Below are 13,883 nucleotides of genomic sequence, written 5' to 3'. Positions count from 1 at the left end.
CGCTTAACGCCGCGTTAAAAGACTGTAAAGCGTCTGCCATCATTTTCTGGCGTTGACAGTGATTCACGCCCTTGAGCGAGCGGCACCCACAGGCAAGAAGCGCATTAAAGGGAAGCGAGTCATCCATTTGCCTGCCGCTCTTCGCAAGCAGACTGTCCATGGAGCAGCCCCGTGAATCACCGGACACAGTCAGCTACTTAAACTAGCGGGTAGGCTTAAGACGGTTTTGAGTTCCGTTGCGACAATGGCGAGGCGCTGCGCGTGACGTTCGCGCTGGATTGCTGCGAACGCGAAGCGATAAGCTGGGTGGCGACGACGGCTGGCTATAGCGGCGACGTGGTGCGTGATGTGATGCTGGCGGCCGACGAAACGCGCCGCTTCGCAACTGAAATCGGCCTGAAGTCGCAGACGACGCCGGTGTGCAGTCCACAGAGTAACGGCATGGCTGAGAGCTTCGTGAAGACGATGAAGCGCGATTACGTGGCCTTTATGCCAAAATCGGATGCGGCGACGGCCGTGCCCAATCTCGCCATTGCGTTTGAGCATTACAACGAGAAGCATCCCCATAGCGCGCTGAAATATCGCTCACCGCGCGAGTTTCGACGCACCGTGGATTCATCAACCGTAGCGTGAGGTCGTGTCCGGGGCTACGGGGTCAACTCCAGTCAAAAAATTCACCTGGGTATGCCTTGCGATAGAAAATTGGCATGAGTTGGGCATGGGTTGCAGGCGCATTGGGTGTACGCCCGAGGTGATGCGCCGGCCGCAAGCCGCGCGGAGCCATTAAAAGCATCCCAAACTGTCGCGTCAAGGCGATCGCAGGCGTATCCGGAACATCCCTGAATCCAAAGAAAACACCCCGCGGCTTATGCATGCGGGGTGTTCGGTAGCACGACTGAGCCACGGCAAGCGGCTCGCTGCAAGTTCTTTGCGCTGTGTCGCACTCCGGTGCGCCCAGCGCACGGCGCTACCCGGGTTTCAGTGCTTGACGACTTCGCTACTCGCTTCCTTCTTTGCCTCCGCAACCGGTGCAGGCTTGGTGTCCTCTTCCGGCAGCGCATCCGGCATCCGCTCGAGCGCCAGTTCCAACACCTTGTCGATCCAACGCACCGGCACGATTTCGATGCTGTTCTTCACCGTATCCGGAATCTCGGCGAGATCCTTCACGTTCTCTTCCGGAACCAGCACGAGTTTGATGCCGCCGCGGTGCGCAGCCAGCAATTTCTCCTTCAGTCCACCGATCGGCAGTACTTCACCACGCAGCGTGATCTCGCCGGTCATCGCGACGTCAGCGCGCACCGGGATGCCGGTCAACACCGACACCAGCGCGGTCGTCATCGCAATGCCCGCGGAAGGACCGTCCTTCGGCGTCGCGCCTTCCGGCACGTGGATGTGGATGTCCCTCTTCTCGAACCCCTCATCCGTGATGCCCAGCCGACGCGAGCGCGAACGCACGACCGAGCGGGCGGCCTCGACGGACTCCTTCATCACATCGCCGAGCGAGCCGGTACGTATCACGTTGCCCTTGCCGGGCATCAGCGCCGCCTCAATCGTCAGCAAGTCGCCGCCGACTTCCGTCCATGCGAGCCCAGTGACCTGGCCAATCTGGTTTTCCTTCGCCGCCAGCCCGAAGTCGAACTTGCGCACGCCCAGGAACGTATCTAGGTTGCCGCCATCGACCGTGATCGCGCCATCCGCCTTCTTCAGCAGCAGCATCTTCACGACCTTGCGGCAGATCTTCGATACTTCGCGCTCAAGCGAGCGCACCCCCGCCTCGCGCGTGTAGTAACGGATAATGTCGCGAATCGCCGCTTCGGTCACATCGATCTCGCCTTCCTTCAGCCCATTGTTGCGCTTTTGTTTAGGCAGCAGGTAGCGCTGCGCGATGTTGACCTTTTCGTCTTCGGTGTAGCCGGACAGCCGGATCACTTCCATCCGGTCAAGCAATGGCGCCGGAATATTCAGCGAATTCGACGTCGCCACGAACATCACGTCCGACAGATCGAAATCGACCTCGACGTAGTGATCTGCGAACGTGTGGTTCTGTTCCGGATCCAGCACCTCGAGCAACGCGGACGATGGGTCGCCGCGATAATCCATCCCCATCTTATCGACTTCGTCGAGCAGAAACAGCGGATTGCGTACGCCCACCTTCGTCAGACTCTGCAGGATTTTGCCCGGCATCGATCCGATGTAAGTGCGACGGTGACCGCGAATCTCGCTCTCGTCATGCACGCCACCGAGCGCCATGCGCACGAACTTGCGGTTCGTTGCGCGCGCAATCGACTGCCCAAGCGAGGTCTTACCCACGCCGGGAGGCCCGACCAGGCACAGGATCGGTGCCTTCACTTTGTCCACGCGTTGCTGAACCGCCAAATACTCGAGGATGCGCTCCTTCACCTTTTCGAGACCGAAATGGTCTTCGTCCAACACACGTTCGGCATTCGCCAAGTCGTTGTTGACCTTGCTCTTCTTGCGCCACGGCAGGCCGATTAACGTCTCGATGTAGTTGCGCACCACCGTGGCTTCGGCGGACATCGGCGACATCAGCTTCAGCTTCTTGAGTTCAGCATCCGCCTTTTTCTTCGCCTCCTTCGGCATACGCGCAGCCGTGATCCGCTTCTCGAGTTCCTCAATGTCGGCGCCATCCTCGCCCTCGCCGAGCTCCTTCTGGATCGCCTTGACCTGCTCGTTCAGATAATACTCGCGCTGGCTCTTTTCCATCTGACGCTTCACGCGCCCACGGATGCGCTTCTCGACCTGCAGGATGTCGATTTCGGCTTCGAGTTGCGCAAGCAAGTGCTCCAGGCGCTCAACAACAGGAAACATCTCCAGGATGTTTTGCTTCTGGTCCAGCTTCAGCGGCAGATGCGCGGCGATCGTATCGGCCAAGCGCCCAGCCTCGTCGATGCCGGACAGTGACGTCAGAATCTCGGGGGGGATCTTCTTGTTAAGCTTCACATACTGGTCGAATTGCGACACGATTGCGCGTCGCAGCGCCTCGGTCTCCGCGCTGTCGGCACGGTCCGGCTCCAGCGGCATCAATTCGCACGAGAACATCGTCTCCTGCTCTTCGATCGACAATGTCTTGGCTCGCTGCAGCCCCTCGACCAGCACCTTCACAGTGCCGTCCGGCAGCTTCAGCATTTGCAGGATATTGGCGACGCATCCGACCTCATAAAGGTCCTTTTCAGTTGGTTCGTCCTTCGCAGCAGCCTTTTGCGCGACCAGCATAATATGCTTGCCGCCTTCCATTGCTGCTTCGAGGGCCTTAATCGATTTCGGGCGGCCAACAAACAGCGGTATCACCATGTGCGGGAACACGACCACATCTCGCAGCGGAAGCAGTGGCAAAGTGGTGCGTTCAGTCGGGAGAAGTTGGCTTCCTGACATTTCTATCCCCAGTGTGGAATCAGTTCGTTCGAAAGTTGAGGCAATAACGCCGTATTGCAAGCTTCGGGGCGCGGACAGATGCAGAAACTTCCAATCCGAGTCGCAGGATGCGCAAAAGTTTGGGACCGCTCCACTTTAAACGAAAAAAGCCGTCCACGTCGCCATGAACGGCCCTCGCCACGCAGGCGCGTCGCCGATCAATTGCTCCCAGCTACCTTTGGCGTGTCTTCATAGATCAGCAATGGCTTGCCATCACCGTCGATGACGTTCTCATCGATAATAATCTTGCTGACCCCTTTAAGCGTTGGCAGCTCGTACATCACATCTAGCAATGCCTGTTCCAAGATCGAGCGCAAGCCACGCGCGCCGGTCTTGCGGCGAATCGCCTTTTTTGCGACCGCCTGCAGCGCCGTGGGCCGAATCTCGAGCTCCACCCGCTCCATGTTGAACAGCTTATGATACTGCTTGACCAACGCGTTCTTCGGCTCAACTAGGATTTTCATCAGCGCGGCCTCGTCGAGCTTGCCCAGCGTCGCGACAACCGGCAGGCGGCCGATGAGTTCGGGAATCAAGCCGAATTTAATCAAATCTTCCGGCTCGACATCCCGCAGCACCTCGCCTGCGTCGCGGTCCTGCTTACTCTTCACACTGGCCCCAAAACCAATACCGGTCTTCTCGGTACGGTTCGTGATCACTTTTTCGAGGCCATCGAACGCTCCCCCGCAAATGAACAGGATGTTGGTCGTATCGACCTGGATAAAGTCCTGGTTCGGATGCTTGCGGCCACCTTGCGGTGGCACCGACGCCATCGTGCCCTCGATCAGCTTGAGCAGCGCCTGCTGCACACCTTCACCCGATACGTCACGGGTAATCGACGGGTTGTCCGATTTGCGGCTGATCTTGTCGATCTCATCGATGTAAACGATGCCGCGCTGCGCCTTTTCGACCTCGTAGTTACAATTTTGCAGCAGCTTCTGAATAATGTTCTCGACGTCCTCGCCGACGTACCCCGCCTCCGTTAGCGTGGTCGCGTCCGCGATCACGAACGGCACGTTCAGCAGTCTTGCAAGCGTTTGTGCGAGCAGCGTCTTGCCTGACCCAGTCGGCCCAATCAACAGAATATTGCTCTTGGACAACTCGACGTCGTCCTTCTTGTCGAGATGCTTCAGACGCTTGTAGTGGTTGTACACCGCCACCGCGAGAATCTTCTTCGCGCGCTCCTGCCCGATCACGTATTGATCGAGAATCTCCCGTATTTCCAGCGGGCTGGGCAGATCCGACCGGGTGATCCCCGCATCGCCGGACGCGCCGGCTGCCTCGTCACGGATGATTTCGTTGCACAAGTCAATGCATTCATCACAAATAAAGACCGACGGTCCCGCAATGAGTTTCTTGACCTCGTGCTGACTCTTTCCGCAAAACGAGCAGTACAGCAGCTTCTCGCTATTCGAACCTTTCTTGTCCGCCATAAATATATAAGCCTCCGGACACTTCTTTCATATCATACGCCGATTGACCACCCCCAGCAGTGCGAAACCGGTCATCAGTCCATTGTCGGCGGTTTTCTGGCGGCACCTATCGGTGAAATCCCGCCCAACACAACAGCGGGCCCCTGTAACAAGTGCCGCATCACGGACGCTTATGCAACACCTGGTCGATTAGCCCATAGGCCTGCGCGTCCTCAGCTGACATGAAATTGTCGCGATCGGTATCCCGCTGGATCCGCTCGATCGGTTGCCCAGTATGCTGCGCGAGTAGGTTGTTCAGGCGCTCCTTCAAAAACAGGATCTCGCGCGCCTGGATTTCGATATCGGACGCCTGGCCGCGCGCGCCGCCCAGCGGCTGGTGAATCATCACGCGCGCATTAGGCAGCGCAATGCGCTTGCCTTTCCCGCCAGCGGCGAGCAGGAACGCGCCCATGCTGGCCGCCAGACCCATGCACAGCGTGGTCACATCCGGCTTGATGAACTGCATCGTATCGTAGATCGCCATGCCGGCCGACACCGAGCCGCCCGGGCTGTTAATGTACAGGTTGATGTCCTTGTCCGGATTTTCGCTTTCGAGAAACAGCAATTGAGCAACGACCAAATTCGCGCTCTGGTCGTTCACTTCACCCACCAGAAAGACCAGCCGCTCCTTGAGCAGGCGCGAATAGATATCGTAGGCACGCTCACCCCGGCCGCTCGTCTCGACGACCATCGGCACAAGGCCCAGGGCCTGGGCCTCAAAATCCCGAGGCGCGTGCGTGGCGAGTTGATTCAGCAAATCTGCGCGGAACGTCATGCGTCTGTCCTTCTGTTTGGAGTGGTTCGATGCTTCGGTGATACAACGATAACCGGAATGCCAAAACTGCGCACAAATGGTAAGCGGCGTACGAAACCGTCTATTCGACCGTTTCGCCCGCCGCCCTGTTGCGCCGCCGTTACGCCTGAGCCGCCTGCGAGGCGTTCGCCAGTTCCTCGAAGTCGACTTCCTTATCGGTCACCTTCGCCTTGCTCAGCACAAAGTCAACGACGTTGCTCTCGACCACGTACGCTTCCATCTCGGCAAGGCGCTGCTGGTTCGAATAATACCAGCGCACGACTTCCTTCGGGTCCTCGTAGCTCTTCGCGAATTCGTCCACCTCGGCCCGGATCTGCTCGGGTTTCGCCTCCAGCTTATGCTCCTTGACCAACTCGGCCAGGATCAACCCGAGCTTTACGCGGCGCTCGGCCTGCTCCTTAAACATCTCGGCCGGGATCGGGGCTTTCGCCGCATCGGGCACGCCGCGTTGCGCCAAATCCTGACGGGCCATTTCGACCAGGCGCTGCTGGTCCTGCTCAATCAGCGCATTCGGCGCATCCAACTCAGCGAGCTTCAACAGCGCATCCATTACCTGATTCTTCAGGATGGCCTGCGTGCGGCGCTTCGCCTCGCGTTCCAAATTATCTTTGATCTCCGCCCGCATCTTCGCCAAATCGCCATCCGCGATACCGAGCGACTTCGCAAATTCCGTGTCGATTTCGGGCTGATGGGGCCATTCGACCTTCTTGGCGGTGATCGTAAAACGCGCGGTCTTACCCGCCACTTCTTTGCCATGATAATCGTCGGGGAACTTCAGGTCGAATTCTCGCGACTCGCCCGTCTTCATGCCCAGCGCCGCCTGCTCGAACTCCGGCAGCATCCGGCCTTCGCCGAGCACGAACGCGAAGTCCTCGGCACTGCCGCCGGCAAACGCCTCGCCGTCAATCTTGCCTACGAAGTCGACTGTCACGCGATCGCCGTTCTGCGCGCTGACCTCGTCGCCGCCTGTGCCATGCTCGCCCACCTCGCCGCGGGGGTGGAAATGCACCCGCTGCTTACGCAGAATTTCGAGGGTACGGTCGATCTCTGCGTCGCTGATCGTCGTCGTCTTGCGTTCGATTTCCGCGCTCGAGATGTCGCCAAGCTTCACTTCTGGATAGACCTCGAACGTCGCATCAAACGCATACGCGTCGTCCGGCGCCGGTTCCTGCTTCGCCGCGAAGCTTGGCTGTCCCGCCACACGCAGGTTCTCCGCGCGGCTAATGTCGAAGAACTCCTTGCCAATCTTGTCGCTGAGCACTTCCGCCTCAACCTGGCCGGCGTACTGCTGCGTGACCATCTTCAGCGGCACTTTGCCCGGACGGAAACCAGGCATGCGGACATTCTTCGCCAGCTTGCGGATACGCGCGTCGATTTCCTTTTGAACGACCTCCTTCGGCAGCGAAATCGTCACGCGCCGTTCGAGTTTGCCGAGGTTTTCTACAACGTTAGCCATGAATTCAATCCGTCCTAAAGTGTTCGAGCGTCTGGTTCTCCGTGCGCCAGGCGACCGGCGGCCCGATACCAGGGAACGCGCGCGGTGGCACAGCCAGTCGGGTCTGGAAAGCCAGATAGTTTAGCAAACTATTGACTCGTGACGTCGGAAATCGCGGTTTTACTCCGTCTGGCGCGCGATTTCGCCCATGCACCGCGCGCCGTCGTGCCTACTCTTACGGATGGCAGCGCGCGCCGCGTTTGGTAAGCTCTCGGTTCACCCCGTTGTCGAGCGGCCAACCCCAAGACACTAGGAGACGGGTTGTTCCGATGCCTGCTTCTTCATCTCATCGCACCGATGCTCGCCCGGCTGCCGCCACGGCTGTGCGGCCATCCCATGCCGGGACCCGCACCCGGCATGGCGCACCCGTTATGCCACGCTGCTGGAAGCTGCACGCGGACATGCCGGCCACGTTGCTGTCCGGCGCACTCGATTCCGACGCGCTGGCGCGGCTAAGCGAGCATTTCGCCCGCTGCTTTTCGCCGGTGCCGGGCCCCATGTCGCTGGATTCGGCCATTCGCAACGCACCGACGCTGCTCAACGATACCGCGGAGCAGCGTCGGTGCGTCAAATTCCCCTCTCTACGCTAGACTCTTCAACAGGAGCGACATGACTTCTGCCGACCAATCCGGCCTGACCCAGTTCCTCACCTACCGCATACACGTGCTCAACAAGCTGTCCGAGCGCGGCATCAGCGAGCTTTATCAGCGCAAAATCGGCATATCGATCGCCGAGGCGCGCGTGATCGCAGCCGTCGGCGCATTCGGGCCGTTCTCGGTCATGGAACTGGCCCGGCACGCCAATCTCGACAAGAGCCAGGCAAGCCGCGCCGCGGAAGCCTTGATGCGGCGCGCGCTACTGCAGCGCCAAGCAAGCCGCGACGATGGACGTATCGTCGTCGTGTCGCTGACCCCGGCCGGGCGTGCGCTGTATCGCAAAATCATGCCGATCGCGCGGCGCTGGAACGACGACATGTTCGCTGTGCTTGGCGAGCGCGAGCATGCCCAACTGAGCCGGCTGCTCGATAAGGTGATTGCCGCAGCGCGCCACGCGAAGGTATTGACGGCACAGAAAACGATTAAACCGCGCGCCAAACGCGCGAGCGCGTCGTCACGCTAGCCGCGCTCGCGGCCGGCGCCGCGCGCATCGGGCGCAAGCCGGGCGGCCGCCTTGACGCCGGCGTCAAGCGCATACTCAGCGGCGGCATTCTGATTGTCGAATATCGCGTCGATCATCTGCCGCATGACCCACCCCTCGCGCAGCTTCGCGTCAAGCCGAGAAATGAAGTAAGTGGACGTCCATTCGCCTGGCCGCGTCGAACTCTGCATCGTGCGAACGATAAAATTGCCGACGATCCTTTCGGCCATCTGATTATCCTGCAAAGGGGTAGCGGGTTGCCGACGATGACGGCACGATCGGCACGACTGGCACGCGGGCGTAGCTCGGCCCGGCACACGGCCCGCTGCTCGCGCACGGCCCTCGCCGGCGCCCTAATAGCGGCCAGCGAGGTACGCTGGCGGTCAGTGGTGCGAGGAAGGGGACTCGAACCCCTACACCCTTGCGGGCGTCAGGACCTAAACCTGGTGCGTCTACCAATTTCGCCATCCTCGCATCCAGGGGCGCATTGCACGCCACCCGGTTGTGCTGTTCTGCGTCGCCGAAGGTCGATCAGCCTGACCCGAGCGCTGCAAGGACAAGATTCTAACCGATTCGCCGCGCGTTGTCTGCACCGCGTGTACGGGCAATGTTAAACTTTGGTGCTTTGCGCGTGGTACACGCCGCGCGCGCTCTTGCACGTTTCGCTTCGCGTGAATATCGACGATTATTGCCAGCAAAAGGCGGCCCCGGCCGGATCCAGCACGTATTATGCGCTGCGGCGGGCGCCGCTGACCGCGCAGCCGTTGTTGACCGCGCTGTACGCATTGCATCGGGAGCTGGCTGAAAGCGTCAGCGAGGTGAGTGACCCCGCCGTCGGGCGCGCCAAACTCGCCTGGTGGCAGAGCGAATTCGGCGCCCTCGCACAGGATGCGCCGACCCATCCGGTGACGCAGGCGATCGCCCGCCAGTACGCTAGCACGGCGCCGGTCGGAACGTTCATGACGTGGCTGTCCGGTTACCAAATGGACTTGGACCAGGCACGCTATCTCGATTTCGCGGGACTGCACCGTTACGTGGAGCAGGTGGGCGCTGCATTGGCAAATACTGTGGCCGGGGTCACCGCGCGCGAGCCGGCCAGCCTAGCGTCATGGGCCCCGGCGCTCGGGCGGGCGTTGCTGCTTGCCGATATCGTCGAGCGCACCGGCGAGGACGCGCGACGCGGCCGTATCTACATCCCGATTGATGAAATGCAGCGATTCGGCGTGACAGCCGCCGACATCCTGCATCGTCGCTACGGCGAAGGCTTCACGCAATTGATGTCGTTCCAGGTCGAGCGTGCGCGTCGCGCGCTCACCGAGGCGCTCGGCGCGATGCCGGCCGCCGAGCACCGGACGCAGCGCGTGCTCCGCGCGCAAGCCGCCATGTCGCTGGCGCTGCTGCACGAACTCGAGGCAGAAGACTATCGCGTGCTGCATCAGCGCATCGCGCTAACGCCGCTGCGCAAGTTGTGGATTGCCTGGTGCACGCGCTGACGCACTTTTGCCCGCAACGGCACCCATCCCCGGGCGCCCGTCATCTCCGGGCGCCTGCTCAGCGCAACAACCCCGGCAACCTATCAAACCGTGCACCAAGCACGGGGGCGGCCTCGATACCCCACCCCTGCTGCAGCACCGTCGCATAAAGCGAGCGGAAATCGATACCGAGAGGCAGATAGCCGTCACCATCGAGCTGGCTCAGTTGCGGCGCGACACCATAGAATCCGCCCCGCACGCGTCCACCGGCAACGAAGTGTGCGGCAACGGTACCGTGTTCGGTGCCGCCATCGGCGTTTTCGTCGGCACGGCGGCCGAATTCCGCATATGTCATGACCAGCGCTGACTCCCAACAGCCGAGTTCTGTCAACGCGCCGCGCAGCGCGACCATGCCATCGGCCAACTGTGCGAGCAACGCGGCATGCCGTGCCGGCTGATTATGGTGGGTGTCGAAACCGCTCAACGTAAGCCGAATCACGGGTGGGGCATGCGTCGGATCGTGGCGCGCGAGAGCAAGCCGCTGCATAGCGTGACTGATTGCCGTGCCGAACGCGTCACGGGCAAAGCGGGTCGCAAACTGATCGCCGAGATCCCCATATTCGGGCGATGGCCCCCGCCTGGGTAATCGCCCCTGCTCTCGCGAAGGTCCGGGCCCAGGCAATTCCTCTCCTGGCAACGGTAGCTGCACTGACAATGGCGACTGCCCTGGCGACGGCGGTTGCCCCGCCGATGGTGCGAAGGCTCGGGCCAGCCAGCCGTCATGCCAGTATTCGTGCGATGCCGATGCGGTTTCCCAGATTTCCCGTGAACGGTAGTGAGACAGGTTCGGCCGCGGGTAGCCCACGCCTTGCACGATGGCGAGCGACGCGTCGTCCCACCACGGCTTCAGCGCGGCCAACGACGGATGCAGGCCGGTGCCCCCGTTAAGCGGAATCACTTGTTCGCGCGCGATCCCAATCGTCGGCCTTAGCTGCCGATAGCGCGGATCCTCATACGGAATGACTGTATTCAACGCATCGTTGCCGCCACTAAGCTCGATCAGGATCAACGTCATCCGGTGGGCCGGCGCTTCACGGCCACGCGCGGCAACCATTGCATGTGGCGCCCGCGCCGCAAGTAGCCCCGGCGAGCCGGGTACGCACAGTGCGCACAGCGCGGCGCCACCAACAGTAAGAAATTGTCTCCGATGCACGGTCTGGCAAGGTTAGCTGGCGTTCAAAACGCTTGATGAGAATCCGTCAGCGCCGCAGCATCATGATCGCGCGGCGGCCAAGCTTATCGCTTGTACAATTCGCGCACGGCATCTTCGATATGCTGGCGCAGCAAACGCCGCTCTTCCGGTGTCATGCGTCCATCGCGTCTGCGCTGCTGGTCGAACTCGGTGGGCACGGCGGAGCGATTCGCCGCCTCGCTGGTAGGCGGCTGGGCCGGCTTGGGCGGCGTGTACCGGTGTAGCCCCTTGGGAGGCGACGGCCGCTCGCGGTTATCTTGCGCAAACGCCGGACTCGTGTGGACGATTGGGCCGGTTACGGCACCGCCCAGGGCAAGCCCGAGCGCGCCTGCCCTGACGTATCGCACCCACTCCGTCATGTCGTTCCCTTCGTTGCTTGCGACAATATCTTGCTCTTCGTTGCGACCATAGGACCCTTGCTTATAACGAAGTCTACGCGTGGCCGGTTTACCACATGCGTCGGCATGGGTAAATTTTGTAACCTTGTGTAACCCTATAATGAAGCCCACCTCGTGTTCGGTCCTAACGCGCTAAGATTCCGCCATGGAAACCAAAAGCCCATCAAAAATTCTCGTGGTCGATGACGATCCTCGTTTGCGCGACCTGTTGCGTCGCTATCTAGGCGAACAGGGCTTCAACGTATATGTGGCGGAAAACGCGCCTTCGATGAACAAGCTGTGGGTCCGCGAGCGCTTCGACCTGCTCGTGCTCGACCTGATGCTGCCTGGTGAGGACGGCCTGTCGATCTGCCGCCGCTTACGCGGCAGCAACGACCGCACGCCGATCATCATGCTTACCGCAAAGGGAGAGGATGTGGATCGCATCGTTGGCCTCGAAATGGGAGCGGACGATTATCTCCCGAAACCGTTCAATCCTCGCGAGCTTGTTGCGCGCATTCATGCGGTATTGCGTCGCCAAGCGCCATCGGAGTTGCCCGGCGCGCCATCAGAGACAGCGGAAGTGTTCGAGTTCGGCGAGTTCGCGCTGAACCTGGCCACCCGTACGCTGACCAAGAATGGGCAGGAGATCCCGCTGACCACCGGCGAGTTTTCGGTGCTAAAGGTGTTTGCGCGCCATCCGCGCCAGCCGCTGTCGCGAGAAAAGCTGATGGAGCTGGCGCGCGGCCGCGAATATGAGGTATTCGACCGCAGCCTCGACGTGCAGATCTCGCGACTACGCAAGCTAATCGAGCCCGATCCGGGCAGCCCGCGCTTCATCCAGACCGTGTGGGGCTTGGGCTACGTGTTCATTCCCAATGGCGCTGCCTGAACATGCACCGCGCGATACACGTCCCGGCTTGACGGCTCATTACACTAACGCCCTCCTACGATGCGCATCGACCGTCGGTTACTAACGCTCGCGTTCGGCGGTTTATTCTGGCGCACCTTCCTGCTGATTGCTTTATTGATCGCAGTGAGTTTAGCCTCATGGTTCCAGAGTTTCCGGGTGATCGAGCGTGAGCCGCGCGCCGAGCGCGTCGCGATGCAACTGGTGGCGATCGTCAAGCTTACGCGCACTGCGCTGCTGTACTCTGACCCGGATCTGCGGCGCGCGCTGCTGCAGGACCTGGAAAGCAACGAGGGCGTCCGGGTCTACCCGCGCGAGCCCACCGATGTGTACGCGCTACAGCCGGACGAATTATTGACGCGGCTGATCGAGAAGAATATTCGCGCACGGCTCGGCGAGGATACTATCGTCGCCCAGTCGGTCAATGACATACCGGGCGTGTGGATCAGCTTCAAAATCGATGACGACGACTACTGGGTCGCGCTGGACCGGGAGCAGCTCGACACCGTCACCGGCCTACAATGGTTCGGCTGGGGCACGTTTGCGCTGGCACTGTCGCTGTTCGGGGCGGCATTTATCACGAGTCTGGTGAATCGGCCGTTCTCGCGGCTGGCGATGGCGGCACGCCGCGTCGGCCAGGGACAAACGCCGGAGCCGCTGCCCGAGCGTGGGCTCGGCGTCGCAGCCGAAACAAACCGCAGTTTTAACCAGATGGTTCGCGATCTGCAGCAACTCGAGGCGGACCGCGCGCTGATGCTTGCCGGCATCTCGCACGATTTGCGCACGCCGCTGGCCCGCCTGCGGCTCGAAACCGAAATGAGTCCGTCGGACGACACGACGAAAGCCGCGATGATCGATGATATCGAGCAGATGGACAGGATTATCGGTCGTTTCCTCGACTATGCGCGTCCGGTGCAGCGAGCGCCAGAGCGCGTCGATTTGTCCATGATCGCTAGCGAAGCAGTCACGCGTATGGCATCGGAAGATGGCGTGCGCATCACCACGCGGCTGTCGCAAGGCGCACTGGTCGACGCAGACACAACAGATCTGCGCCGCGTGGTCGGCAACTTGCTCGAAAACGCCCGCAAGTACGGGCGCAGCGCGGAAGATGGCATCCCGCACATCACGATCGAGACGCAGCTCGTGCATGCACGCGTTGAGCTATCGGTGCTGGACGAGGGCCCGGGCATCCCGGATGACCAACTCAGCCTGGTGACCCGCCCGTTCTACCGTGTAGACACGGCCCGCAGCCAGGCCGATGGCACCGGGCTGGGCATGGCGATTGTGCAGCGACTCGTCAGCCGCTACCGCGGCTCGCTGCGGCTGCGCAATCGCGTGCCCGGCCCGGGGCTGGAGGTCACGATCGATTTTCCGCTCAGCCGCAATGGCCTTCCGGAGTCGGTCTGATACGCGCATCGGCGCATGAAGGCCACCCTCGGCGCAACGCCAACACGCAGCCGATTGCACCTTCGGGCGGATGCCGGCGGACGGCAGCGCCCGACGCCACACCCTTGCTTGCCGCAGC

Annotated in this window: 12 protein-coding genes, 1 tRNA gene and 1 pseudogene; 6 read left to right on the top strand and 8 right to left on the bottom strand. The window is 61.2% G+C overall.

Annotation, left to right across the window (positions count from 1 at the left end):
- Nucleotides 1–219: 219 nt before the first annotated feature.
- A pseudogene (locus tag RA167_RS05610) lies at nt 220–633 on the top strand (integrase core domain-containing protein); the annotation flags it as partial.
- A 345-nt stretch (nt 634–978) separates the two neighbouring features.
- Here RA167_RS05610 and lon read toward each other — a convergent pair.
- The 4 genes from lon to tig all read right to left on the bottom strand — a co-directional run bounded on the left by lon (nt 979) and on the right by tig (nt 7,171).
- A complete protein-coding gene (gene lon / locus RA167_RS05605; RefSeq protein WP_076787032.1) occupies nt 979–3,393 on the bottom strand; it encodes an endopeptidase La in 2,415 nt (804 codons plus the stop codon).
- Between the two features lie 197 nt (nt 3,394–3,590).
- On the bottom strand, nt 3,591–4,862 hold the full coding sequence (clpX, locus tag RA167_RS05600) for an ATP-dependent Clp protease ATP-binding subunit ClpX (protein WP_076787030.1): 1,272 nt from the start codon (nt 4,860–4,862) through the stop codon (nt 3,591–3,593).
- 160 nt (nt 4,863–5,022) lie between these two features.
- Nucleotides 5,023–5,676: an ATP-dependent Clp endopeptidase proteolytic subunit ClpP gene (gene clpP, locus RA167_RS05595; RefSeq protein WP_076787028.1), complete on the bottom strand. Its 654-nt coding sequence runs from the start codon at nt 5,674–5,676 to the stop codon at nt 5,023–5,025.
- A gap of 139 nt (nt 5,677–5,815) precedes the next feature.
- The gene (gene tig, locus RA167_RS05590) at nt 5,816–7,171 is read right to left on the bottom strand and encodes a trigger factor (protein WP_076787026.1); all 1,356 of its coding nucleotides are present in this window, start codon (nt 7,169–7,171) and stop codon (nt 5,816–5,818) included.
- Nucleotides 7,172–7,581: 410 nt separating this feature from the next.
- Here tig and RA167_RS05585 point away from each other — a divergent pair, with 410 nt between their 5' ends.
- Together RA167_RS05585 and RA167_RS05580 are read left to right on the top strand one after the other, a co-directional pair.
- Nucleotides 7,582–7,800 carry a glycerate kinase gene (locus tag RA167_RS05585; RefSeq protein WP_139337114.1) on the top strand — a complete coding sequence of 73 codons (219 nt, stop codon included), beginning with the start codon at nt 7,582–7,584 and terminating at the stop codon, nt 7,798–7,800.
- 19 nt (nt 7,801–7,819) lie between these two features.
- Complete coding sequence (locus RA167_RS05580; RefSeq protein WP_076787023.1) at nt 7,820–8,329, top strand: MarR family winged helix-turn-helix transcriptional regulator; 510 nt, start codon at nt 7,820–7,822, stop codon at nt 8,327–8,329.
- Here the strand turns inward: RA167_RS05580 and RA167_RS05575 are convergent.
- Together RA167_RS05575 and RA167_RS05570 are read right to left on the bottom strand one after the other, a co-directional pair.
- Nucleotides 8,326–8,577 carry a hypothetical protein gene (locus RA167_RS05575; RefSeq protein ID WP_076787020.1) on the bottom strand — a complete coding sequence of 84 codons (252 nt, stop codon included), beginning with the start codon at nt 8,575–8,577 and terminating at the stop codon, nt 8,326–8,328. The genes RA167_RS05580 and RA167_RS05575 overlap by 4 nt on opposite strands.
- A gap of 157 nt (nt 8,578–8,734) precedes the next feature.
- Nucleotides 8,735–8,821, bottom strand: a tRNA-Leu gene (locus tag RA167_RS05570).
- A gap of 197 nt (nt 8,822–9,018) precedes the next feature.
- Between RA167_RS05570 and RA167_RS05565 the strand changes: the two genes are divergently transcribed.
- Nucleotides 9,019–9,840, top strand: coding sequence for a squalene/phytoene synthase family protein (locus tag RA167_RS05565; protein WP_076787864.1), 822 nt, complete (start codon nt 9,019–9,021; stop codon nt 9,838–9,840).
- Nucleotides 9,841–9,898: 58 nt separating this feature from the next.
- Here RA167_RS05565 and RA167_RS05560 read toward each other — a convergent pair whose 3' ends face one another.
- Nucleotides 9,899–11,032, bottom strand: coding sequence for a DUF1501 domain-containing protein (locus tag RA167_RS05560; protein ID WP_076787018.1), 1,134 nt, complete (start codon nt 11,030–11,032; stop codon nt 9,899–9,901).
- A gap of 83 nt (nt 11,033–11,115) precedes the next feature.
- The gene (locus RA167_RS05555) at nt 11,116–11,430 is read right to left on the bottom strand and encodes a hypothetical protein (protein WP_076787016.1); all 315 of its coding nucleotides are present in this window, start codon (nt 11,428–11,430) and stop codon (nt 11,116–11,118) included.
- Between the two features lie 184 nt (nt 11,431–11,614).
- Between RA167_RS05555 and ompR the strand changes: the two genes are divergently transcribed.
- Together ompR and RA167_RS05545 are read left to right on the top strand one after the other, a co-directional pair.
- On the top strand, nt 11,615–12,340 hold the full coding sequence (gene ompR, locus RA167_RS05550; RefSeq protein ID WP_076787014.1) for a two-component system response regulator OmpR: 726 nt from the start codon (nt 11,615–11,617) through the stop codon (nt 12,338–12,340).
- A 60-nt stretch (nt 12,341–12,400) separates the two neighbouring features.
- Nucleotides 12,401–13,765, top strand: coding sequence for an ATP-binding protein (locus RA167_RS05545; protein WP_076787012.1), 1,365 nt, complete (start codon nt 12,401–12,403; stop codon nt 13,763–13,765).
- Nucleotides 13,766–13,883: the final 118 nt, after the last annotated feature.

The sequence above is a fragment of the Mycetohabitans endofungorum genome, from assembly GCF_037477895.1.
Classification (GTDB): Bacteria; Pseudomonadota; Gammaproteobacteria; order Burkholderiales; family Burkholderiaceae; genus Mycetohabitans.
Note: the sequence above shows the minus strand (reverse complement) of the source record. Positions and strands in the feature narration are given on the sequence as shown.